This window comes from Rhizobium lentis (genome assembly GCF_014200175.1).
Taxonomy (GTDB): Bacteria; Pseudomonadota; Alphaproteobacteria; order Rhizobiales; family Rhizobiaceae; genus Rhizobium; species Rhizobium mulingense.
This window is the reverse complement of the sequence record NZ_JACHBD010000001.1, coordinates 795,675-817,477: the sequence shown is the minus strand read 5'-3', so window position 1 is coordinate 817,477 and position 21,803 is coordinate 795,675. Positions and strand designations below refer to the sequence as shown.

At 60.7% G+C, this 21,803-nt stretch carries 21 protein-coding genes and 1 pseudogene; 11 read left to right on the top strand and 11 right to left on the bottom strand.

Annotated elements, in window-relative coordinates; translation table 11 throughout:
- Positions 1–86 precede the first annotated feature (86 nt).
- Positions 87–548 (bottom strand): tRNA (cytidine(34)-2'-O)-methyltransferase, encoded by a 462-nt coding sequence (locus GGI60_RS04000; protein ID WP_183912415.1) that lies wholly within the window; start codon positions 546–548, stop codon positions 87–89.
- Between the two features lie 385 nt (positions 549–933).
- Between GGI60_RS04000 and GGI60_RS03995 the strand changes: the two genes are divergently transcribed.
- Entirely contained in the window at positions 934–2,790 is a 1,857-nt protein-coding gene (locus GGI60_RS03995; RefSeq protein ID WP_183912417.1) for an ABC transporter ATP-binding protein, read from the top strand.
- Between the two features lie 94 nt (positions 2,791–2,884).
- On the opposite strand, the gene GGI60_RS03990 is transcribed toward GGI60_RS03995, so the two are convergent.
- Positions 2,885–3,115, bottom strand: a complete 231-nt coding sequence (locus GGI60_RS03990; protein ID WP_183912419.1) for a CopG family transcriptional regulator — start codon at positions 3,113–3,115, stop codon at positions 2,885–2,887.
- Positions 3,116–3,276: 161 nt separating this feature from the next.
- On the opposite strand from GGI60_RS03990, the gene GGI60_RS03985 reads away from it, so the two are divergent.
- Positions 3,277–5,190: an ABC transporter ATP-binding protein gene (locus GGI60_RS03985; protein ID WP_183912421.1), complete on the top strand. Its 1,914-nt coding sequence runs from the start codon at positions 3,277–3,279 to the stop codon at positions 5,188–5,190.
- Here the strand turns inward: GGI60_RS03985 and GGI60_RS03980 are convergent.
- The gene (locus GGI60_RS03980; RefSeq protein ID WP_183912423.1) at positions 5,146–6,078 is read right to left on the bottom strand and encodes an endonuclease/exonuclease/phosphatase family protein; all 933 of its coding nucleotides are present in this window, start codon (positions 6,076–6,078) and stop codon (positions 5,146–5,148) included. The genes GGI60_RS03985 and GGI60_RS03980 overlap by 45 nt on opposite strands.
- A gap of 287 nt (positions 6,079–6,365) precedes the next feature.
- Here GGI60_RS03980 and petA point away from each other — a divergent pair, with 287 nt between their 5' ends.
- From petA to GGI60_RS03960, 4 genes are all read left to right on the top strand, one after another.
- On the top strand, positions 6,366–6,944 hold the full coding sequence (gene petA, locus GGI60_RS03975) for a ubiquinol-cytochrome c reductase iron-sulfur subunit (protein WP_183912425.1): 579 nt from the start codon (positions 6,366–6,368) through the stop codon (positions 6,942–6,944).
- Between the two features lie 14 nt (positions 6,945–6,958).
- Positions 6,959–8,239 carry a cytochrome b N-terminal domain-containing protein gene (locus tag GGI60_RS03970; RefSeq protein ID WP_183912427.1) on the top strand — a complete coding sequence of 427 codons (1,281 nt, stop codon included), beginning with the start codon at positions 6,959–6,961 and terminating at the stop codon, positions 8,237–8,239.
- A 25-nt stretch (positions 8,240–8,264) separates the two neighbouring features.
- Entirely contained in the window at positions 8,265–9,149 is an 885-nt protein-coding gene (locus GGI60_RS03965; protein WP_183912429.1) for a cytochrome c1, read from the top strand.
- Positions 9,150–9,412: 263 nt separating this feature from the next.
- Positions 9,413–9,955 (top strand): adenine phosphoribosyltransferase, encoded by a 543-nt coding sequence (locus tag GGI60_RS03960; RefSeq protein ID WP_097578578.1) that lies wholly within the window; start codon positions 9,413–9,415, stop codon positions 9,953–9,955.
- A gap of 23 nt (positions 9,956–9,978) precedes the next feature.
- On the opposite strand, the gene GGI60_RS03955 is transcribed toward GGI60_RS03960, so the two are convergent.
- Together GGI60_RS03955 and GGI60_RS03950 are read right to left on the bottom strand one after the other, a co-directional pair.
- Positions 9,979–10,446 carry a MaoC family dehydratase gene (locus GGI60_RS03955; protein ID WP_183912431.1) on the bottom strand — a complete coding sequence of 156 codons (468 nt, stop codon included), beginning with the start codon at positions 10,444–10,446 and terminating at the stop codon, positions 9,979–9,981.
- Complete coding sequence (locus tag GGI60_RS03950; RefSeq protein WP_183912433.1) at positions 10,443–10,931, bottom strand: MaoC family dehydratase; 489 nt, start codon at positions 10,929–10,931, stop codon at positions 10,443–10,445. The genes GGI60_RS03955 and GGI60_RS03950 overlap by 4 nt, the downstream gene beginning before the upstream one ends.
- A gap of 195 nt (positions 10,932–11,126) precedes the next feature.
- Between GGI60_RS03950 and GGI60_RS03945 the strand changes: the two genes are divergently transcribed.
- Complete coding sequence (locus tag GGI60_RS03945) at positions 11,127–12,206, top strand: hypothetical protein (protein WP_183912435.1); 1,080 nt, start codon at positions 11,127–11,129, stop codon at positions 12,204–12,206.
- Between the two features lie 18 nt (positions 12,207–12,224).
- Here the strand turns inward: GGI60_RS03945 and ychF are convergent, their stop codons facing one another.
- Entirely contained in the window at positions 12,225–13,328 is a 1,104-nt protein-coding gene (gene ychF / locus GGI60_RS03940) for a redox-regulated ATPase YchF (protein WP_183912437.1), read from the bottom strand.
- 153 nt (positions 13,329–13,481) lie between these two features.
- On the opposite strand from ychF, the gene GGI60_RS03935 reads away from it, so the two are divergent.
- The 3 genes from GGI60_RS03935 to clpS all read left to right on the top strand — a co-directional run bounded on the left by GGI60_RS03935 (position 13,482) and on the right by clpS (position 14,550).
- Positions 13,482–13,760, top strand: coding sequence for an AbrB/MazE/SpoVT family DNA-binding domain-containing protein (locus tag GGI60_RS03935; protein ID WP_097605064.1), 279 nt, complete (start codon positions 13,482–13,484; stop codon positions 13,758–13,760).
- The gene (locus GGI60_RS03930) at positions 13,750–14,148 is read left to right on the top strand and encodes a type II toxin-antitoxin system VapC family toxin (protein ID WP_183912439.1); all 399 of its coding nucleotides are present in this window, start codon (positions 13,750–13,752) and stop codon (positions 14,146–14,148) included. Before GGI60_RS03935 ends, GGI60_RS03930 begins: the two co-directional genes overlap by 11 nt.
- 90 nt (positions 14,149–14,238) lie before the next feature.
- The gene (clpS, locus tag GGI60_RS03925; protein ID WP_183912441.1) at positions 14,239–14,550 is read left to right on the top strand and encodes an ATP-dependent Clp protease adapter ClpS; all 312 of its coding nucleotides are present in this window, start codon (positions 14,239–14,241) and stop codon (positions 14,548–14,550) included.
- A 12-nt stretch (positions 14,551–14,562) separates the two neighbouring features.
- Here clpS and GGI60_RS03920 read toward each other — a convergent pair.
- From GGI60_RS03920 to GGI60_RS03900, 5 genes and pseudogenes are all read right to left on the bottom strand, one after another.
- Positions 14,563–15,012, bottom strand: a pseudogene (locus GGI60_RS03920) (N-acetyltransferase family protein); the annotation flags it as partial.
- The gene (gene pth / locus GGI60_RS03915; protein WP_097604600.1) at positions 15,009–15,740 is read right to left on the bottom strand and encodes an aminoacyl-tRNA hydrolase; all 732 of its coding nucleotides are present in this window, start codon (positions 15,738–15,740) and stop codon (positions 15,009–15,011) included. The pseudogene GGI60_RS03920 and the gene pth, both read right to left, overlap by 4 nt.
- Positions 15,741–15,817: 77 nt before the next feature.
- Positions 15,818–16,531, bottom strand: coding sequence for an ABC transporter substrate-binding protein (locus GGI60_RS03910; protein ID WP_183912443.1), 714 nt, complete (start codon positions 16,529–16,531; stop codon positions 15,818–15,820).
- Positions 16,532–16,555: 24 nt separating this feature from the next.
- Positions 16,556–18,907, bottom strand: a complete 2,352-nt coding sequence (locus GGI60_RS03905) for an EAL domain-containing protein (RefSeq protein WP_183912445.1) — start codon at positions 18,905–18,907, stop codon at positions 16,556–16,558.
- 187 nt (positions 18,908–19,094) lie between these two features.
- Positions 19,095–19,709 (bottom strand): 50S ribosomal protein L25/general stress protein Ctc, encoded by a 615-nt coding sequence (locus tag GGI60_RS03900; protein ID WP_183912447.1) that lies wholly within the window; start codon positions 19,707–19,709, stop codon positions 19,095–19,097.
- A 374-nt stretch (positions 19,710–20,083) separates the two neighbouring features.
- On the opposite strand from GGI60_RS03900, the gene GGI60_RS03895 reads away from it, so the two are divergent.
- Positions 20,084–21,622, top strand: a complete 1,539-nt coding sequence (locus tag GGI60_RS03895; RefSeq protein ID WP_183912449.1) for a hypothetical protein — start codon at positions 20,084–20,086, stop codon at positions 21,620–21,622.
- The last annotated feature ends 181 nt before the right edge of the window (positions 21,623–21,803 follow it).

Here is a 21,803-nt window from a genome sequence, read left to right as displayed (position 1 = left end):
ATAAATATACTCCGGTTTAGTGGATTGACAATGTCGATTTTCGACACTTCGCGATATATTCGGCGATCTCTTGCAGATAAGCGCAATCAAGCCCAGACGGTCTGGCGCATCGCCTCGCCGACGATCATGGCTGCCGAAATTGCGACATTAATCGAGCGCTGGCCCTCGACCATCGGGATGAGGATGCGGGCGTCGGCTCTCTCGTGCACGTGATCCGGCACACCGGCGCTTTCGCGTCCGAACAGCAGGACATCGTCCGGGCGAAAGACGAAGTCTGTGTAGCGTTTGGCGGCCTTGGTGGAGCCGAGGATCAGGCGCCGCCCGGTCGTGGCGCGCCAGGCCTCGAAGCGGTCCCAGCTCACATGGCGGGTCAGCGCAGCTGCGGCGATATAATCCATGCCCGAACGTTTCAGATTGCGGTCGGAGACGTCGAAGCCGGCGGGTTCGATCAGGTCGACGGCAAAACCCAGGCAGGCGGCAAGGCGCAGGATCGTGCCGGTGTTGCCGGGGATGTCCGGCTGGTAGAGTGCCAGTCTGAGGTTCGTCATTCAGGCGCAGCTTGTTCGTTTCAATGCAGGGAGGCCTAATACAACTGTGATTTCGGCGCAACAGGGCGCTATTGGGCCTGGAAACATTCCAATTGCGCCGGTTCAGGGCTGGAAATTTGGCAATTTTCGCGTTATGCATGCACATCTTCGAACGCCAGCCGGGAGGGCCGCATGAATATTATGCTCATTATGCGCTTTCCCGCCGTGATGCCGATCAAGGCAACACGGCGCCGCTAGAGCGGTCTTCTTTCTAAAACTTCCCTTTGATCCATTGCGCGGCTGATTCAGCCTCGCCCCTTGAACGTCCGCTTCCCATATGTGCTTGCAGTGCGCCGAGATGGCGCGAAGCCGGGGAGCCGGAACGCTGATGTTTCGGAGCAATTTCATGTTTGGCTGGTTCGAACAGCGACTCAATCCCTTTCCGACCGAGGAGCCCGTTGCGCCCCCGAAAGGTCTCTTTGCTTTCTGCTGGCATTACAGCAAGCCGGCAGCGCCCTGGCTCGCCCTGATGGCCGGACTGACGGCGTCGATCGCGGTCGGTGAGGTGGCGCTCTTCCAGTTTCTCGGCGACATCGTCGACTGGCTGACCAATGCCGACCGCGCCACCTTCCTGCAGACGGAAGGCCACAAGCTGTTCTGGATGGCGGCGCTGGTGCTGGTCGGCTTGCCGCTGGCGGCCGGGCTCGATTCCCTCATCATGCATCAGATGCTGCTCGGCAACTATCCGATGATGGCGCGCTGGCAGATGCACCGCTTCCTGCTGCGCCACAGCATGACGTTCTTCGCCAATGAGTTTGCCGGGCGCGTCGCGACCAAGGTAATGCAGACCTCGCTTGCCGTGCGCGAAACGGTGATGAAGATCCTCGACGTCTTCGTCTATGTCGTCAGCTATTTTCTGACGATGATCATCGTGATTGCCGCGGCCGACTGGCGGCTGATGATCCCGATCCTCGTCTGGCTCACCATCTATGTCAGCATCGTGTCTTACTTCGTGCCGCGGCTTCGCAAGATCGCTGCCCAGCAGGCGGATGCGCGCTCGATGATGACGGGGCGCGTGGTCGACAGCTACACGAACATCGCAACGGTCAAGCTGTTCTCGCATGCGGGACGTGAGGAGATCTATGCCAAACAGGGCATGGACGAGTTCCTGCAGACCGTGCACAAACAGATGCGAAAGGTGACGCTGTTCCATATCAGCGTCTACCTGAACAACTGCGTCGCGCTCTTCGTCGTCTCCAGCCTGTCGATCTGGTTCTGGCTGAACGGGGCGATCTCGGTCGGCGCGATTGCCATCGCCATCGGTCTTGCCATGCGTGTCAACGGCATGTCGCAATGGATCATGTGGGAAGTCTCGGCGCTGTTCGAGAATATCGGCACGGTCTATGACGGCATGGAGATGATGAGCAAGCAGCACGACATCATCGACAAGCCGGGCGCGCCGTCGATGACGGCGAAGAAGGGCGCGATCCACTACGAGCGCATCCGCTTCCACTATGGCAAGGGCAAAGGTGTCATCGACAATCTGTCGCTCGACATCAAGGCGGGCGAGAAGGTCGGTCTGGTCGGTCGTTCCGGCGCCGGCAAGACGACGCTGATGAACCTGCTGCTGCGCTTCTACGACCTGGAGGCGGGCCGCATCACTATCGACGGGCAGGATATATCCGGCGTCTCGCAGGAGAGCCTGCGTTCGCTGATCGGCGTGGTGACGCAGGATACGTCACTGCTGCACCGCTCGATCCGCGACAACATCGCCTATGGCCGACCGGAGGCCACTGACGCCCAGGTGATTGAGGCCGCAAAGCGCGCCAATGCCTGGGAATTCATCGAAGGGCTCGTTGACATGCAGGGCCGTCAGGGACTCGACGCGCAGGTCGGCGAACGCGGCGTCAAGCTCTCCGGCGGTCAGCGGCAGCGCATCGCGATCGCCCGCGTCTTCCTGAAGGATGCGCCGATCCTGGTGCTCGACGAGGCGACCTCGGCGCTCGATTCGGAAGTCGAAGCGGCGATCCAGGAAAACCTCTTCGCCCTGATGGAGGGCAAGACGGTGATCGCGATCGCCCATCGGCTTTCGACATTGACGGAGATGGACCGGCTGATCGTGCTCGACAAGGGGCGGATCGTCGAGGCCGGCTCGCACGCCGAACTGATCGGGAGCGGCGGCATCTATGCCGACCTCTGGAACCGCCAGTCCGGCGGCTTCCTTTCCGATCACACCGAGGAAGCGGAAGAGGCGGCGGAATGATCAAAAGGCCCCCCTGGGAGAGCAGGGAGGGCCTTTTGAATTGTTAAACTGATTTCTAGTTGCCAATGGGGGAACAGGGCGCCGTTTCCCCTGTTCAAAGGCTGTCGGCCCAGTCGATCACCCGGTCGTGTTCGACGACGACGATGGTGTTGGCAGCCGCGAGCGTGCGCAGCGTGGCGATGCGGCGGCGTTCCTCGCTGTCGAGCCAGGCGGTGATGGCCTCGGCGACGATCACGTCGCGCGGCAGCGCTAGGTCGGCGGCCAGGGCGTCCAACCTTGCCGCGAGCGGAAGAGGAATATGCGCATCGAGCATTATCGTTTCCATGGCTTTCCCTCCGTTGAAGCCCGATCCTATCGTCAGATTGTGACCGGTTGGCGAGCAATTAGTGGCGATGCCGCCGATGTTATCGATCATTACAAAAATATAAGATTGCGACCGCTCATCGTTCCCTTTGCCGCTCTGCCCATTCCGCCTATATCGCTTGCATGTTTCTGCGACCCATCTTCCGCGTGTTCGAGACCTGGATCGATCCATTCCGCCCGCGCGCCAATCTTCAGCCGCCGCAGGCGACGCTCGGCTTCATCTGGTTCTATATCGGCCAGACGAGGATGCCGTTCATCGCCATGCTCATACTTGGCGGCGCATCGGCGGCAATCGAAGCCGCACTTTTCTGGTTCGTCGGACGCCTCGTCGATATTCTCGCCAGTATTACACCCGGTGCCGGCTGGAGCGGTCTTCTCGCGGCCCATGGCGGCGAACTGTTCGGCATGCTCGCCCTGATCGGGCTGGTGCGCTTCGTCGTCGCCTTCCTGATTGCCCTCGTCGATCAGCAGGTGATCACCCCGGGCTTCTACAATCTAGCACGTTGGCAATCTTATCTCCACGTCTCAAGGCAATCATTGTCGTTCTTTCAGAGCGATTTTTCCGGGCGCATCGTCACAAAGGTCTGGTCGGCCGGCCAGGCAACCGGCGATCTCGTCACCTCGCTGATGGAAAGCGTCTGGTTTGTCGGAATATATGCGGTCACGACGCTGGTGCTGGTCGCTCGGCTGGACTTTTCCCTTGCCGCCGTCGTGCTGTTCTGGCTTGGCGCCTTCAGCCTGCTTGCCCGCCACTTCGTCCCGCGGATTCGACATCATTCCCGCGAGACGGCGGAAGCCGGATCGATGTTGAACGGCCGGATGGTCGACACCTATAGCAATATGCAGACGCTGAAGCTGTTCGCCCGCGACGAAGAGAGCGACCGCTACATGCGCCAGGGCTTCGATATCTATCAGGATACGGTGCTGCGCTTCACTCGATTCATCACCGGCGTCAGGGCCTCGATGGCGTTGCTTTCCGGCCTGATGATCGTGACGATGGCGGGCTTGAGCGTCGATCTCTGGCTGCGCGGCCTCGTCAGCGCCGGCGCGGTGGCGTTCTCGCTGGCGCTGGTGCTCCGGCTGAATTTCCTGCTCGGGCGGCTGATGACGCAATTCAACGGCATCATGCGCAATCTGGGCACCATCCAGAATGCCGCCGAGCTGATCTCCCAGCCTCTCGGGCTTGTCGATCGCGCCGATGCGCAGAGCCTGGTGATCCGCCGGCCGGGCATTCGCTTCGACAATGTTTCCTTCCGTTACGGCAAGGGGCAGGAGCCGGTCGTCGACAATTTCTCCCTGACCATCCACCCCGGCGAGAAGGTCGGGATCGTCGGCCGTTCGGGCGCTGGAAAATCGACGCTGATGAACCTGCTGCTGCGCCTCTACGACCTCGAGGAGGGCCGCATCCTCATCGACGGCCAGGATATAGCGGCCGTGACGCAGGAATCTCTCCGGGTGCAGATCGGCGTCGTCAGCCAGGATACTTCGCTGCTGCACCGTTCGGTGCGCGACAATATCCTGTTCGGCCGGCCGGATGCCGGCGAGGAGCGGGTGGTCGAGGCGGCCCGGCGCGCCGAAGCCATCGACTTCATCACCCGTCTGCAGGATCAGCAGGGCCGCAGAGGCTTCGACGCGCATGTCGGCGAACGCGGCGTCAAATTGTCGGGCGGCCAGCGGCAGCGCATTGCCATTGCCCGGGTGATGCTGAAGGACGCTCCGATCCTGGTTCTCGACGAAGCGACGTCGGCGCTCGATTCGGAAGTGGAGGAAGCGATCCAGTCCAATCTCCATCGGATCATGGAGGGCAAGACCGTGCTTGCGATCGCCCACCGGCTGTCGACGATTGCTGCGCTCGACCGGCTGATCGTCGTCGATCTCGGCCGAATCATCGAGGAGGGTAGTCACGACGAGCTGCTTCGCCAGGGCGGGCTCTATGCCGAACTCTGGGCGCGCCAGTCCGGCGGATTCCTTGCGGCGGACGAGGATCTCGGCTCAGGGGTCGATGGTGAATTCCGCCATGAGGCCAAAATGGTTTGACCCGTAGCTGTCGGCGATGCGGCGGACCGATTTCAGCCGCAAGGGCGCCCTCGCGAAGACGTGGTCGATCGGAATGCCGAAGGCGCTGGCTGCGATCGGCCAGGTTGCGGGCTCCACCGATACGGTGGCGAAGCCTTGTTTGCGCAGAAGGTCCTGTACGCCCGGCGTCAGGATAGAGGAGTTGAAATCGCCCGCCAGCACCAGCGGCCCCGGCAGAGTGGGGGCGATCGCGGCGAGATCCTCGAGCTCCAGACCGTAGAACTCGTCGTAATAGGGTTTGGTCAGATGCGCGGTCAGGAAATTGACTTTGTGGCCGTCGAAATCGACCGTCGAGATCGTCAGCCGGTTGCGCCACAGCAGGCCGAGACTGCGGATGCGCGGCTCGATGAGCGGGCGCTTCGACAGGACCAGCGTATCGCATTCCTGCATGCCGATGCCGCAGCCGACATAATAGGGATAGGTTTTCAGAAGCCGCGGCAGTTCCGACAGAACCGGCTCGGCCTCCAGGATGTTGATGACGTCGGCGCCTGAGGCAATCGCCATGTCGGCGATCGCGGCACCGTTTGCGAAATTATCGTTTTCGATATTGAAGGACATCAGCCGGAAAAGAACCGGGCGGTTATCATCGACGGCGGGCTGAGCAAATTCGCGGGTCATCACGATGCCATGGACGGCAAGAGCCAGCGATGTGCCGAGCGTCAGCAGGCCGTACCAATGGCGCTTGACAAACAAGGCCGCGAGGGAGGCGAGCGCCGCGGCCGCTGCCAGATGGAGCTGGAAGCTGAAAAAGAAGGAAAGCAGATAAAAATCGGTGACATATCGCAATGAGACGATGGCGAGCACCAGGGTCGTGAGGACGCTGAATACGCAAAAAATCGTGTCTCTCATCCGCTTCGGTCCGGCTCGCTGGCGTGATTGCGACTGCGCCTATCACGGCGGCTTTTTTGTTGCAATGCAGCATGCCGGCAAGCTCTGTATTTGACTTAAAAAATTCATCCGAAATTTCCCGCGACATTGTGCCCTCATCCCCTTGTCAAGGCTGGACATAATTTGCGATCAAGCTTAGAACGCGCCGGATTGCCGGGGAATCTATGGCCGAATTGTGTCCAGAGGGATTCGTTGGTAGAGGGGGCAGGGCGGAATTCCGCGATAATTGCGCAGAGGATGGTTAAGCCGTGAGCGAACACGAAACGACAAGCGGGGCTTCGACAGAGCCCACTCGCCGTGATTTCCTTTATCTCACCACCGGTATGGCTGGCGCTGTCGGCGCCGCTGCGGTTGCGTGGCCGTTCATCGATCAGATGCGCCCGGACGCCTCGACGCTGGCGCTGGCTTCCATCGAAGTCGATGTCGCAAGCCTCGAGCCCGGCATGTCTTTGACGGTAAAATGGCGCGGCAAGCCGATCTTCATCCGCAACCGCACGCCGGAAGAGGTGAAAGCCGCAGCCGATGTTCCGCTCGGGGATCTCAAGGATCCGGTGGCCCGCAACGCAAACCTTCCTGCCGACGCTCAGGCAACAGGCGTCGACCGCTCCGGGGGCAAGGACAAGGAAAACTGGATCGTGATGATCGGCACCTGCACCCATCTCGGTTGCGTTCCGCTCGGCCAGGCCGGCGAATACAATGGTTGGTTCTGTCCCTGCCATGGCTCGGTCTACGATACGGCCGGCCGCATCCGGAAGGGTCCTGCGCCCGAGAACCTGGCGATTCCGACCTTTTCATTTGTGTCCGATACCAAAATCAAGATCGGTTGAGGGGAGACTGATTCATGAGTGGCCATTCCAGCTACGAACCATCAACCGGCTTCGAAAAATGGGTCGATGCGCGCCTGCCGCTGCCGCGCATGGTCTATGACAGCTTCGTGGCATATCCGGTTCCGAGAAACCTGAACTATGCCTACACGTTCGGCGCCATGCTCTCCGTCATGCTGGTCGTGCAGATCCTGACGGGCATCGTGCTCGCCATGCATTACACCGCCGACACCGCGATCGCCTTCAATTCCGTTGAAAAGATCATGCGCGACGTCAACCACGGCTGGCTGTTGCGCTACCTGCATGCCAACGGCGCATCCTTCTTCTTCGTCGCCGTCTACCTGCATATCGCCCGCGGCCTCTATTACGGTTCCTACAAGGCGCCGCGCGAAATCCTCTGGATCCTCGGCGTGGTCATCTACCTGCTGATGATGGCGACCGGCTTCATGGGCTACGTCCTGCCTTGGGGCCAGATGTCCTTCTGGGGCGCGACCGTCATCACCGGCTTCTTCTCGGCCTTCCCGATGATCGGTGAATCGCTCCAGCAGTTCCTGCTCGGCGGCTTTGCCGTCGAACAGCCGACGCTGAACCGCTTCTTCTCGCTGCACTACCTGCTGCCCTTCATGATCGCCGGCGTCGTCGTCCTGCACATCTGGGCGCTGCACGTCACCGGCCAGACGAACCCGACGGGTGTCGAGGTCAAGACCAAGACCGATACCGTGCGCTTCACGCCCTATGCGACGATGAAGGATGCGCTCGGCGTTTCGGTCTTCCTGCTGGTCTATGCCTATTTCGTCTTCTACATGCCGAACTTCCTCGGCCACGCCGACAACTACATCCCGGCCGACCCGTTGAAGACGCCGGCTCACATCGTTCCGGAATGGTACTTCCTGCCGTTCTACGCGATGCTGCGTTCGATCACCTTCAACATCGGCCCGATCGACTCCAAGCTCGGCGGCGTTCTCGTGATGTTCGGCGCGATCATCGTGCTGTTCTTCCTGCCCTGGCTCGATACGTCGAAAGTTCGCTCGGCGGTCTACCGCCCCTGGTACAAGCTGTTCTTCTGGCTGTTCGTGATTAACGCGATCATCCTCGGCTGGCTCGGCTCACAGCCGGCGGAGGGCAGCTACGTGATCGTTTCGCAGATCTGCACGCTTCTCTATTTCGCATTCTTCTTAGTCGCAATGCCGGTTCTCGGCCTGGTCGAAACACCGCGCCGCATTCCGAACTCGATCACCGAAGCGGTGCTCGAAAAGCGCAACAAGACTGCTGCTGCCGGTGCGGCGGCCAATGCCTAAGCGAGCGACGGAAGGGAATAGAACCATGAAAACGCTTGTTGCAAGCATTCTGCCGCTCGCCGTCGCCGCCCTGCTCGGCAGCGCCGCTTTCGCTGAGGAAGCGGCTCCTGCGAATGGCGCCGCCCCCGCCCATCACGAGGAAGGTGCGACGCCGCACTATCCGCTGAAGGAGCCGAAGGAGCAGGAATGGACCTTTGCCGGCCCGTTCGGTCATTACGACAAGGCTCAGCTCCAGCGCGGCCTCAAGGTCTACACCGAAGTCTGTTCGGCCTGCCATTCGATGAGCCTGGTGCCTTTCCGCATGCTCGACGAGCTTGGTTATTCCGAGGCACAGGTGAAGGCTTTCGCGGCGAATTACGAAGTTCAGGACGGTCCGGACTCGGCCGGGGAAATGTTTAGCCGCAAGGCCGTGCCTTCGGATCATTTCCCGTCGCCCTTCGCCAATGCTGAAGCCGCGGCCGCTTCCAACAACGGTGCGGCTCCGCCTGACTTTTCGCTGATCGCCAAGGCCCGCGAAGTCGAGCGCGGCTTCCCGCAATTCGTCTTCGACATCTTCACGCAGTATCAGGAAAGCGGCCCGGATTACATCTATTCGCTTCTGACCGGCTATGAAGAGCCGCCGGCCGGCTTCGCAGTGGCGCAGGGCGCGCATTATAACCCGTATTTCCATGCTGCCGCCGTTCTCGCCATGCCGAAGCCGCTCTCCGACGGCCAGGTCACTTATGACGACGGCGCGCCGGCGACCGTCGACCAGTATGCCAAGGACGTTTCCGCTTTCCTGATGTGGGCCGCAGAGCCGCATCTGGAGGAGCGTAAGCGCACCGGCTTCATGGTGATGATCTTCCTGGCGATCTTCACGGTGCTGATCTACCTGACGAAGCGCTCGGTCTACGCCAACAAGGAGCATTGAGCGCTCCTTGTCTGAATTCGAAAGGCGGCCCACGGGCCGCCTTTTTTGTGGCCGGCGATTCCATCGGCCCGGCCGACGGATCGTCTCCGAAAGCCGCTTGCACGCCCAGGTCATGCACTGCAGCGACGCGCGTCTTTTCTGACGCGCAAGGGCGCCGTAGCGCCTTGAACTGCCGGATAATTTTATCCCTAAATCGATTTCGATTTGAGGAATTATGCAGTAGGGTGCGGGCCGTTTCATGCCCTCGCAGATATGGACTTTCCATGGACAATACGACGTCGGAGCTCGCAGCCAGCATCCGTTCCATCCCAGACTATCCGAAGCCCGGAATCATTTTCCGTGACATCACCACGCTGCTCGGCAATCCCCGCGCCTTCCGCAGGGCGGTCGATGAACTCGTGCAGCCCTATGCGGGAACGAAGATCGACAAGATTGCCGGCATGGAGGCGCGCGGTTTTATTCTCGGCGGCGCGGTGGCGCATCAGCTTTCCTCGGGCTTCGTGCCGATCCGGAAGAAGGGCAAGCTGCCGCATGACACTGTTCGCATCGCCTACAGCCTGGAATATGGCGTGGACGAGATGGAGATGCATCGCGATGCGATCGAGCCCGGCGAGAAAGTGATCCTGGTCGACGATCTGATCGCCACCGGCGGCACGGCTGTCGGGGCTACGAAGTTGCTGCGTCAGATCGGCGCGGAGGTGGTCGGCGCCTGCTTCGTCATCGATCTGCCCGACCTCGGCGGCCGCCGGAAGCTGGAAGAACTCGGCGTCAGCGTGCACACGCTGGTCGAATTTTCCGGACACTGAGCCCGCCCTCGTTGCTGGCGGCCTCAGTCGTATTCGAGGACGCCGCTTTCGAAGCGCATGACGGGATCGCCGTTTTGATTGACGCCTTCGCAAAGGATGGTGTTGAGGTGCCAGCCCGGCCGCGACGCGAGCGGCCGGCTGGAGAGGAGGGCAACGGAGTACGTCACGACGTCGCCTGGGAAGATCGGCCGCAGCCACTGCAGTTTCTGGAAACCCGGCGAAGGGCCGAGGTTCGGTGCCGCCAGTCCTCTCTGCGCGAGGGCGACGCTCTGACGTTTCCAGAAGGCGAGGAAGGTGCGCATCCAGGCGGCGGTGGTGTGCCAGCCCGAGGCGCAAAGACCACCGAACAGGGTTTCCTTGGCGGCTTCCTTGTCGACGTGAAAACGCTGCGGATCGTAGCGCGTCGCGAAGTGGATGATGTTTTCCTCGGTGAAGACGTAGCTGCCGATCACGGCCTTTTCGCCGACGGCGTAAAGTTCGGACATTCTCATGCTGTAATCTCCGGGCTCATGCTGATGCCTGGGGCAGGGCGCATGCGGATCATGACCGAGTTTTCCGAGAGACAAACAAGTTCGCCGCGCTGATTTTCCACTTCGTGGCGGAACTTGGCAATGCCGATGCCGGGCCGCGAGCGCATCGGCCGGGCTTCAAGCACCGTCGAGTGGCCCTGCAGCGTGTCGCCGGCCAGTACCGGCTTTCGCCATTCCATCAGATCGATGCCGGGCGCACCCTCGCAGAGTGCGTTCAGGATGTAGCTGTCGGCCATCATGCGCATCAGCATCGCGGACGTATGCCAGCCGGAGGCGGCGAGACCGCCGAGAATGCTGGCGCGGCCAGCAGCCTCGTCGAGATGCATCGGCTGCGGATCGAATTCGCTGGCGAATTCGATGATCTCCCCGGCGCTCACCAGCTTCGGGCCGAGGGGAAAGCGGCGGCCGGGCTCAAAATCCTCGAAGGAAAGCTTTTCCGCCGACATTCGCTCCTCCGTCATATGCAGCGCCTAGAACAGGATGATTTTAGGCCGAATCGGCCCTAAAAATCTGAATCCTGTTCTACATTAAAGAGTTAGAGCATGATGTCGCCCGAAAACCGCTCACACTTTTCGGCATCATGCTCTAATGCTTACAATAGCATCCGCGCGGGCTCAATGATTCCGGGGAGATAAACCGGCATGACGGAACTGAAGTCGATACTCGACGAGGCGGCGCGCCAGGGGCTGATTTCACAGGAGGCGGGCGGGCGGCTTCTGCCTTTTCTGACTGCGCGCGGCGTGGCGGTTGTCGAGCCGCAGCCGTCAGCCTCCGATGGGCTGGCCTGGTCGGACACGGAGACGCCGCGCTTCGTGCGCGGGTTTCACGACGTGCTGATCACCATCGGCGTCGTCGTGGGGCTCGGCGGCCTCTGGGGGCTTTCGGCACTTTATGCTGTGCTTCCCGCGACCATCGTCCTTTCGGAAATCCTGGTGCGCCGCCAGCGGCTCGCTCTGCCAGCCGTTAGCCTGACGATCGCGCTGTTCTGCTGGACCTGCCTGCTGATGTCGCGATTCTTTCCGCCGTGGACGCCGACCGCTACATCCTTCGGAGCGGAGGCGACGCAGTTCGTCGCCGGTTTCCCGATCATTCTCGGCGCCTATTATGCCCGCTACCGGGTACCGCTTTCGCTGGCGCTCTCGATCATGTCGGCGCTTGCCTTCGTCCTCACCCTGCTTTTGCGCGTGGTACAGTGGGCAAGCGGCAATCCGGCGTTTTTCCTCGATCATCCCATCGTGCTGGCGCAGGTTGCCCTCGTCTGCGCGCTCGGACTGTTTGCGGTGGCGCTATATTTCGATATTGGCGACCGGCTGCGGCGGACAACGCGTTCGGATATCGCTTTCTGGCTGCATCTCGGCGCGGCGCCAGCCCTGCTCTACAGCACTGTTTCCCTGCTGTCGTTCGGGGAAGACGTTCGCATCCTCGACGTCGCGAACATGTCGTCGCGGACACCTGTGGTCGTCGCGACGGTGGCGATGCTGATGCTGATCGGTCTCATCATCGACCGGCGCGCCTTCGTCACTTCGGGGCTGCTGTCGCTCGGCGTTGCGATCTTCAGCGTCTTCCGACAGGGGAGCGCCACGGTCGACACCTACATCTTCACGACGCTGATTATTGTCGGTGCGATTGTGTTGATCATCGGCACCGGCTGGATGCCGCTTCGACGACTGGTGCTCAGGGCACTGCCGCCGACCATCGCAAACAGGCTGCCGCCGGGTTAAGGCGGCAGCCTCTTTTATTTAGGTATTGAAGCGGAAATGGATGACGTCGCCGTCCTGGACGACGTATTCCTTGCCTTCGTCGCGCGCCTTGCCGGCATCCTTGGCGCCGACTTCGCCGTTGAATTTGATGTAGTCGTCATAGGCTATGGTGTTGGCACGGATGAAACCGCGCTCGAAGTCCGAATGGATGACGCCGGCGGCCTGCGGCGCCTTGGTGCCGCGCTCGATCGTCCAGGCGCGCGTTTCCTTGGGGCCGACGGTGAAATAGGTGATGAGGTCGAGCAGCTTGTAGCCGGCGCGGATCAGGCGGTCGAGGCCGGCCTCGTCAAGGCCGAGGGCGGACAGGAATTCCTTGGCTTCCTCCTCGGCCAGTTGGGCGACTTCGGCTTCGATCGCCGCCGAGATGATGACGGTTTCGGCGCCCTGTTCCCTGGCCATCGCGGCCACCGCTTCGGTGAATTCATTGCCGGTCGAGGCATCGCCCTCGGCGACGTTGCAGACATAGAGCACCGGATGCGACGTCAGGAGGTTGAGGCCCTTGAGGGTGGCGATCTCCTCGGTATCGAGCGTCGACAGCAGCGTGCGCACTGGCTTGCCCTCATTGAGCAGCTTCAGCGACGCTTCCATGATCGGCAGCATCGCCATCGACTCCTTGTCCTTGCCGGTGGCGCGCTTGCGCGTCTGCTCGGTGCGGCGCTCCAGGCTTTCGAGGTCGGCGAGCATCAGCTCGGTCTCGATCGTCTCGGCATCGGCAACGGGGTTGATGCGGCCCTCGACATGGGTGATGTCGCTGTCTTCGAAGCAGCGCAGCACATGCACGATCGCGTCGACTTCGCGGATGTTGGCGAGGAACTGGTTGCCGAGGCCTTCACCTTTCGAGGCGCCGCGCACCAGGCCGGCGATATCGACGAAAGAGATACGGGTCGGGATCAATTCCTTGGACTTGGCGATGTCGGCAAGCTTGCGCATGCGCGGATCAGGTACGGCGACTTCGCCGGTATTCGGCTCAATGGTGCAGAAGGGATAATTCGCCGCCTGTGCCGCCGCCGTCTTGGTGAGCGCGTTGAAGAGGGTCGATTTGCCGACGTTCGGCAGACCGACGATGCCGCATTTGAAGCCCATGGCTTGATCCATATCTATTGGTAACTTTGCCCTGCCTATGCGGGAATGGTCGGCTCGGGTCAAGGGTTCGCGGTATGAATCGAAAAAGCAATGGCGCCCGGCTTGAAGGTAAGGCGATTTAGCCTTACCTTCAGAAAAAAGGACATATCGAACATGGCGACCCTGACAGTGACGGCAAAGGGGCAAGTCACCCTGAAAAAGGAGGTGCTTCAGCACCTCGGGATCAGGCCCGGCGACAAGATTGATGTCGATCTCCTGCCTGGTGGCAAAGTCGAGGTCGCTGCGGTAAAAACGCCGCCCGCCGCCGGCTCGATCGAAAGCTTCTTCGGAAGCCTCAGGAACAACGAGAATATCCATGCGACGCTCGAGGAGATCGACGAGGCCATAAGAGCAGGCTGGGCAGGCGAGGTTGGCAGCGGCGATGATCGTTGATACGAATGTGCTTGTGCGGGCGGCCGTGGACGACGACCCGAAGCAAACGGAACGTGCAAGGATATTGATGCGCGAGGCCGAAAGGCTGTTCGTTTCCAGCCTGACATTTTGCGAGTTCGTCTGGGTCGTCGGCCGGATTTATCGCAAGAGCGCCTCCGAGATATCAGCGACCATCCGGCTGCTGATATCGGACAGGAAGGTCGTCTACGACAGAGCAGCTATCGAGGCTGGGTTGTCCTTCCTCGATGCCGGCGGGGATTTCGCCGATGGCGTCATCGTCTTCGAAGGCCGCAGGCTTGGCGGCGAAATATTCGCGACCTTCGACAGAAAGGCCGCCGCGATCGTCGAAAGTGCCGGGCGGGCTTGCTTGCTGCTATCGGCGGAGTGATATCCATCATTGAACTGCCGTACCGGGGGTGCAATATATTACCGCGGATATTTTTCTGCTTTCTCATGTCATCAACCGGTAGAATTTCCGATGAGTGACAACGACGTTGCCCTGAAGCCGAAGACCAAGGTGAAGTTGAAGCTGGACAAGCCGAAGCTCTACAAGGTCATCCTCGTCAACGACGACTATACGCCGCGCGAATTCGTCATCGTGATCCTGAAGGTTGTCTTCCGCATGAGCGAGGAGACCGGCTATCGAGTGATGATGACGGCGCACAAGCTCGGCTCCTGCGTGGTCGTGGTCTGCGCCAAGGACATTGCCGAGACAAAGGCCAAGGAGGGCATCGACCTTGCCAAGGAGATGGGCTTTCCGTTGATGTTCACGACGGAGCCCGAGGAATAACCGGTCTGCGGCTCGGCGGATCTGATAACCAGTCTTGTCCTGGATGAAGCCCCAATTCTCGTAGAAGCGAAGCGTCTCAGGATTCCTGGAGCCGGTCAGCAGCACCACTTTGTAGCAGCCGGGCCTTCCAGGCCTGCTCTACCGCATGACCGATGACGGCGCCGGCATAACCCTGGCGTTCGGCGTGGGTGACGACGTTTCGATGAGCGCATAGGAGGCGCCGCCCCGCGTCAGGTTCGGCACGACGATCTGCGTGGCGGTGGCGGCGGCGACATCGCCGGCAAAGGCAATGAAGACGGTCATGCCGGGATGGGCGAGGATAGCGGAGAAGCGCTCTTCTGCCATGGCCGTGTCAAGAACGGGATCTGTCGGGTTCAAATGGCGGTAGAGGACGGCCAGTCCCGGAAGATCGCCGGCAGTTGCGGGGCGGATGGCGAAATCATGGTCCGGCACCGGCCTCATTCCCCCTTATTGCCGAACATCTTCTTCAGCATCTCGGCCATCGGCCCGGTGGCGGGGAGTTTCGGCTGATTGCTGCTGCGGGCCTGGCGGATATGCGACTGGCCGGCCGGCTTCTTTTCGCCATCCTTACTTTCTCGGCGCGGTTTTTCCTCCTCGGCCTGGCCGCCGAGCGCCAGCGCGATCTTGTTCATCAGCTGCGAATCCTCGTTCCGCACCAGCATCTCGGCATTGTCAGCGAGCGTGTCGAGCAGCGGTTCCAGCCAGTCCCTGTCGGCCTTGGCGAAATCGCCGAGCACATGGTTCTGCACCATTTCCTTGACGCCGGGATGGCCGATGCCGAGGCGCAGGCGCCGGTATTCCTTGCCGCAATGGGCGTCCAGCGACCTGATGCCGTTGTGGCCGCCATGGCCGCCGCCGGTCTTCAGCCGCGCCTTGCCAGCGGGAAGGTCGAGCTCGTCATAGATTGCGACAAGGTCGGCGGGCTGGAGCTTGTAAAAGCGCATCGCCTCGCCGACGGCCTCGCCGGAGAGGTTCATATAGGTCTGGGGCTTGATCAGCAGCACCTTCTCGCCGGCGAGTTCGCCTTCGGCGATCTCGCCCCTGAACTTTTTCGACCAGGGCGAAAAGCTGTGGCGCCGATGGATGGCGTCAACGGCCATGAAGCCGATATTGTGACGGTTGCCGGCGTATTTGGCGCCGGGATTGCCGAGACCCGCGATGATCAGCATTGCCTGTCTTCCTCGCTTAAGCTTTCCCGCTGTTCACCACCCGGAAAACCGCGCAATGTCAAGCGGAAAGGGCAGCATCAGTCCGACAGGTTCATGCCGTATTTCAGGAAGATCTTTTTCTGGTCGCCATCGGCGATCAGCTTGTCGAGCGCGGCCTGCATCTTGGCGCGCAGATCGTCCGGAAAGCTCTTTTCGCAGGCAATGCCCATCGGCTGGGCCGAGAGCACCGTCACCATCTCCACCGGCTGATCGGCCTTCAGCTTGTCGTAATAGAGTTCGGAGATCGGCATCATGTCGATGCGGCCGCTCAGCAGCTTGCGCAGCGTCGCGTTGAAGTCGCTGGCAACATCGAGCTTGGGGAAGCCCTTCTCCTTCAGGATCGTCTCGGTGTAGTCCTCCCGCTGCGTGCCGATCGTATATTTCTTCGCCTCGTCCAGATTGCCGGCGGTGACGCCCGAGCCCTTGCGGGTGATCAGGATATTGCGATCGATCAGTAGCGGCTCGATCCATTTGAACAGCGGGTCGCGGGCGCTGTTGTGGGCGGTGGCGAAAACGCAGGTCATCGGCGCCGTGCGGGCGAGGCCGAAAGCGCGCGCCCAGGGCAAGACCTCAATCGCGTAGTCGACCCCGATCGCCGCCATCACCTTTTCGACCTGCTCAACGGTCGCGCCCTTGATCTCCTTGCCTTCGCGATAGTTGAAGGGGGCGTAATCCTCGGTCGTGAAATTGATTGTCTGCGCATGGGCGGCGCAGGGCAACGCCAGGCATGCGAGAAGCAGGAGCCTTTTCATCGGATCATCTCCTTCGTTCTTCGTTTACGAGGCGCGCGCGACGGCCGATTGCGGAGCCATCAGTTCCTCGATGAGCTTGGCTGCGTGCTGCGGGCGATGGAAGAGGTAGCCTTGGCCATAGTCCAGCCCCATCTGGTGGAGCGTGCGGCATTCCTCTTCAGTCTCGATGCCCTCGGCGATGACGGTGCAGTTCATTTTGTGGGACAGCGTGGTGATGCCTTCGATCAGCATGCGGCTCTTCTGGCGGACGTCATCGTCGCCGTCGTTGATCGCGCGGGTGAAGGACTGGTCGATCTTGATGATATCGACAGGGAAGCGGTTGAGGTAGCTGAGCGACGAATAGCCGGTTCCGAAATCGTCGAGCGCGATGCGGCAGCCGAAGCGGCGAAGCTCGGTGACGATCATGCGAATCTCGGGGTTATCGTGCATCAGCACGGCTTCGGTGATTTCAACGACGATGCGTTCGGGGCGGATGCCGTGGCGACCGACAATGGCGGCAAGCCGGGCCGGCAGAGCCGGATCGAACTGCAGCGGCGAGAAATTGATGGCGAGATAGGTATCCTGCATGCCTGATATGCGGGAAATCTTGGCGAGATTAGAGATCGCCCTTTCCATGATGATGTTGCCGACGCGGACGATTTTTCCTGTCTCCTCGGCGACGCTGATGATCTCGGCCGGCGGCATCAAGCCCTTCTGCGGATGGTTGAGGCGCATCAGCGCTTCAAAACCGGCAATACCGCGGCCGTTCAAGTTGACGATCGGCTGCAGGAAGGCCTCGAACCAGTTGTCGACGAGGCCGGCTTCGATATTGGCCTCGATCTCGGCGCGGCTGCGGGCGCGGTCGAGCATGGCATTGTTGAAGAGCTGTGCTCCATTCTTGCCGTCGCGCTTCTTGGCATACATCGCCATGTCGGATTTTTGCAGCAACTCGGCCGCGGTCGCGGCGTGATGCGGATAGATGGCGATGCCGATGGAGGCGCTCAGATGCATGTCCGGGGCAAATGGCGTTTCGAAGATCGAGGCGATCTGCTCGCACATCGCCTTGGCGCGCCTTTCGGCGTCCTTCGCCGGCAGCAGGATGGCGAATTCGTCGCCGCCGAGACGAGCTGCCTCGTCGAAGGGAGCAAGATGGGTCTTCAGGCGGGCAACCAGCTCGATTAATGCCCTGTCGCCGGCGGCATGGCCCATATTGTCGTTGATCCACTTGAAGCGGTCGAGATCGACGAAGAGGCAAGCGAGCTCCTGGCCGGCGGCGTCTGCCGCAGCGATCTTGCTGTCGAGCACGGCTTCAAAACCCTGGCGGTTGAGAAGCCCGGTCAGGTGATCGGTGATTGCCTGCCGATGGTTGCGGTCCTCGGAAGCCTTGAGCTCGGTCACATCGGTCATGACCGACAGCGAGAGGCGATCGTGAGCGCCGGCGCCGGCTTCCGATTCCATGATAAGGACGTCCATGGGGCGGCCGTCCAGGCAGACGAACTTGACGGTAACCGCCATGCCGCTCTCGGCCCGGCGGCGCTTGACGAACTTGTCGCGGGTGTTTGCCGTGACGAGATCGGCGAAGTTGCGGCCGATGACGGCGGCGCGATTATAACCGGTGGTAAGCAGCCAATAATCGCTGACGGCGGTAATGCGGTCTTCCTCGTCGAGCGAGAAGAGCATGGCGGGGGTGAGGTTGTATATATCGGTGGCGCGGCGATGGGCGAGCTTCAGCTCCTTCTCCTCGCTTTCGAGCTTGGTCTGCATCTCGTTGAAGCTGCGGGCAAGCCGTCCCATCTCGTCGTTCGACTGCCAATCGACGTGATGGCGGGAGCCGAGCTGACGGGTCGCCTCGATCGCCGCCGTCAGCCGCATCAGCGGCTGGATGACGAAGAAGCGGTTGCCGATCAGTGCGGTGCCGAAAACGGTCAGAACCGCGAAAATGAAGATCGAAATGAAGACGACCTCTTCCTGCTTCAGGCCGGAAAACAGGCCGAGGGCGGGATAGTAGACACTGATGCTGCCGAGATTCTTCGGGCCATCGATGGTGTTGTAGATGATGGCGCGCGACACCTGCACGAGCTTGCCATCGAAGGAGCGCGGAATGGTGGACTGGCTGACGTCGAGCTGGCCGGATTGGTCGCGCACTTCGACCTTGACGATGGCGCCCTGGGAAACGACCGTCGCGCTGATCTGGGTGACGCTTTCTTCATCGAGGTCCCAGAGAGGCTTTGCCAGTGCCTGGGCATTGGCGACAAGAAGAATCGAGATATGGTCGCGTATTTCCTTGTCGGCTCGCTCCGAGGAAAGAAAAAGAAAGAGAACAAAGAGAGGAGCGACAAAAACAAGCAGCGCTCCGCAAACAATCCCAAAAAACCTGTTCTCAACGGAATTGTTCATGGTTCCGTCTTCTCCCCCAGACCGGCCATATTTGCTGTCGCGCGTTCGGGCCGGCTTCATCGCAGCTGACGGGGCATGCTTTCACGAATACGTTAAATGTTGCTGAAACGCCTTGCGGGCAACGAAAAGCCCGCCTCCCCAGTTCACGGGAAGGCGGGCCATATGCTTTACAAATTGGTCGAAGCGATCAGGCTTCGCCTTCGCCTTCAGCTTCCACTGCGCTCTCGTCGACGCCGGCCGCCGGAGCGACGATGGTCGCGATCGTGAAGTCGCGGTCGATGACCGGAGTCACGCCCTTCGGCAGGGTGACATCCGAAATATGGATGCTGTCGCCGATCTTCTTGCCGCTGAGGTCAATGTTGAAGAATTCCGGGATCGCATCCGCCGGGCAGTGAACTTCGACCGAGTGGCGGACGATGTTCAGTACGCCGCCGACCTTGAGGCCCGGGGACTTCGCTTCATTGGTGAAGTGAACCGGGATTTCGACGCTCACCTGGGTGTTGCCGGAGACGCGCAGGAAGTCGACATGCATCGTGAAATCGCGGACCGGATCGAGCTGGTAGTCCTTCGGCAGAACCTTGTACTTCTTGCCGTCGACTTCGATCGTTGCCACGGTGGTCATGAAACCGCCGGCATGAATGCGCTTCGTCACCTCATTGGTGTTGAGAGCGATGGCAATGGGGGCCTGCTTGTCACCATAGATGACAGCGGGAATCAAACCGTTGCGGCGAAGTTCACGGGCGGACCCCTTACCAACCCGTTCGCGCGCCTCGGCCTTGAGCTCGTAAGTTTCCTGGCTCATGGCTATTCCTTTCGAGGTTATTTGGAGAGTCCGGCGGCGGGCAGGAGCCTTGTTCCGTCGAACCGGAGGCGGGTTTCCCCAGCCTCATCCGCGTTGCCTCCAAGGGTGTCTACGCGGACCGGTGGCCTATATTATAAGTCGCTCGTAAACGCAAGTTGCCGATTGCGGCGAGGCTGCCGTCCCCGCAGGCGTTACCGGCCATATCTACGAATGAGCCCGGCAATAGCAACCAGCGTGCGGCGGGCTTCGGCTCAAAGATACGAACCTCATGAAATCACTTCAAAACCGCGTCCGTCCGAGGCCACTTGGCTTGACATCGCGGCGCTTCGCATCTTTGGATGGCCGCTCAAAAGCGGCTGAGGAGAAACCAGACTATGCGTCTCAAACTTGTCACGGCAACGAGCTTGCTTGCCCTTTGCGTTTTTACCACGGCCGAGGCCGTGGAGATCAATCAGGATGGCGCCAACACCGTCAGGGACACTCTGACAAAGTTGCTTCCCGATGATCTGGCGAAGAGCGACTTCATCACCGTCAATCCGGCGGGCACGCGCTACGAGATCATCTATGATCTGGCGAAGCTGCTTGCAAAAGTGGATCCGGCGACCTTCACGATCAACGGCCTTACCCCGTTCTCGACATTCGCCACGCCGCTCGACAATGGGCTTTGGAACATCGAAGGCGACGACAGGTTCAACGTCTCCGGGCATTTTAAAGATCCGGATCAGAAAACAACGAATTTCACCTATTCCATCGCTTCGATCGTCTATAGCGGTGTTTTCGACCCGGCAATCAGCTATCTGCGCTCAGGCACCTTTGCGGTCAAGGACGTCAAGGTCGCCAGCAAGTCTGAAACCGAGGAAGTTCATGCCGCCATCGCCAGCATGGACCAAAAGCTGAGTTCGACGGACAGTGCAGGCGGCAACGGACGTATCGATTTTGTCGGCAGCGCCTCGATGTCTGGTTTTGTCGAGCAAGTTTCCGGCCTGCAAATGCCGCCCATCGAAATTCGTGCCGGCTCAATCGATGTCGATGCCAAGGTGAACGGCCTGCCGGCGAAGCAGATCCGCGACGTGGTCTTCTTCGTGCTCGACCATGCCGATGAGAAGGAATTGAGCCCGGAAAATACCGACAAGATAAAGACAATAGCGAAGGAGGCGTTTCCGCTTCTGACCTTGTTCAGCGAGACGATCGGGGTCAACGACCTGTCCGTCACAAACGAGATGGGCAAGGGCGGTGCCAAGGCATTCAACTACAACCTCGCCATCGAAGGGCCGAGCGACGCCATGCGTTTCGGCTTCGGCATGAACGCGCAGGAGATCAGCCTCGACACGCCGCTGATGCCGGCAAAATACGCGTCCTTCATGCCGACCAATTTCGATATCCAGCTTGCCGTTCCGAACCTCGATTTTGCTAGTTTTGGTGACGCCCTCATGAAATTGGATGTCAACGATGGGGCGCCGAAGAAGGCCGGCGAGGAAATGGCGAAGAAGCTCTTCCGCGACGGCGGGGTCGCCATCGACTTTCCCAAGATCAGCGCCAAATCGCAGGTCTATGACGTCGACATGACGGGCAGGATGGAAGGTCGGGTCGACACCGAGAAGGACTATTCGTTGGAGGCGATCATCCTTGCCCGCGATCTCGACAAGACGATCGCCGCGGTTCAGGAGCTTGCCAAGACGGATCCCGATCTCAACCAGGTCTCCTTCGGCATCATGATGGCGAAGGGCTTCGCCAAGACCGATCCCGACGGCCGTTCGCGCTGGGACATCAGCGTCAGCCGCGATGGTTCCGTGGCGGTCAATGGCCAGCAGATCAAGGGACCGGACGGTCCGGGGGATCAGGGGCTGGAGCCGGGCCAGGAGCAGGAATTGGATCAAGGTCAGGACGCGGAACCTGCGCCGCAGCAGCCCTGAGCGGTTCAATGGAAACAGAAACGTAAGAGGCCGGCGTCGTGCCGGCCTTTTTGCGTTTGACGTCACCTGCCGTCAGCAAGACCAATGTTCGGCACGGCGGCTTAATCCGGCTTCGGGAGTGCGGCTTGGCGACAATTGACAGCCAGCCATTCGCGCGCCTTCCCCGGTAAACCCGGCAATC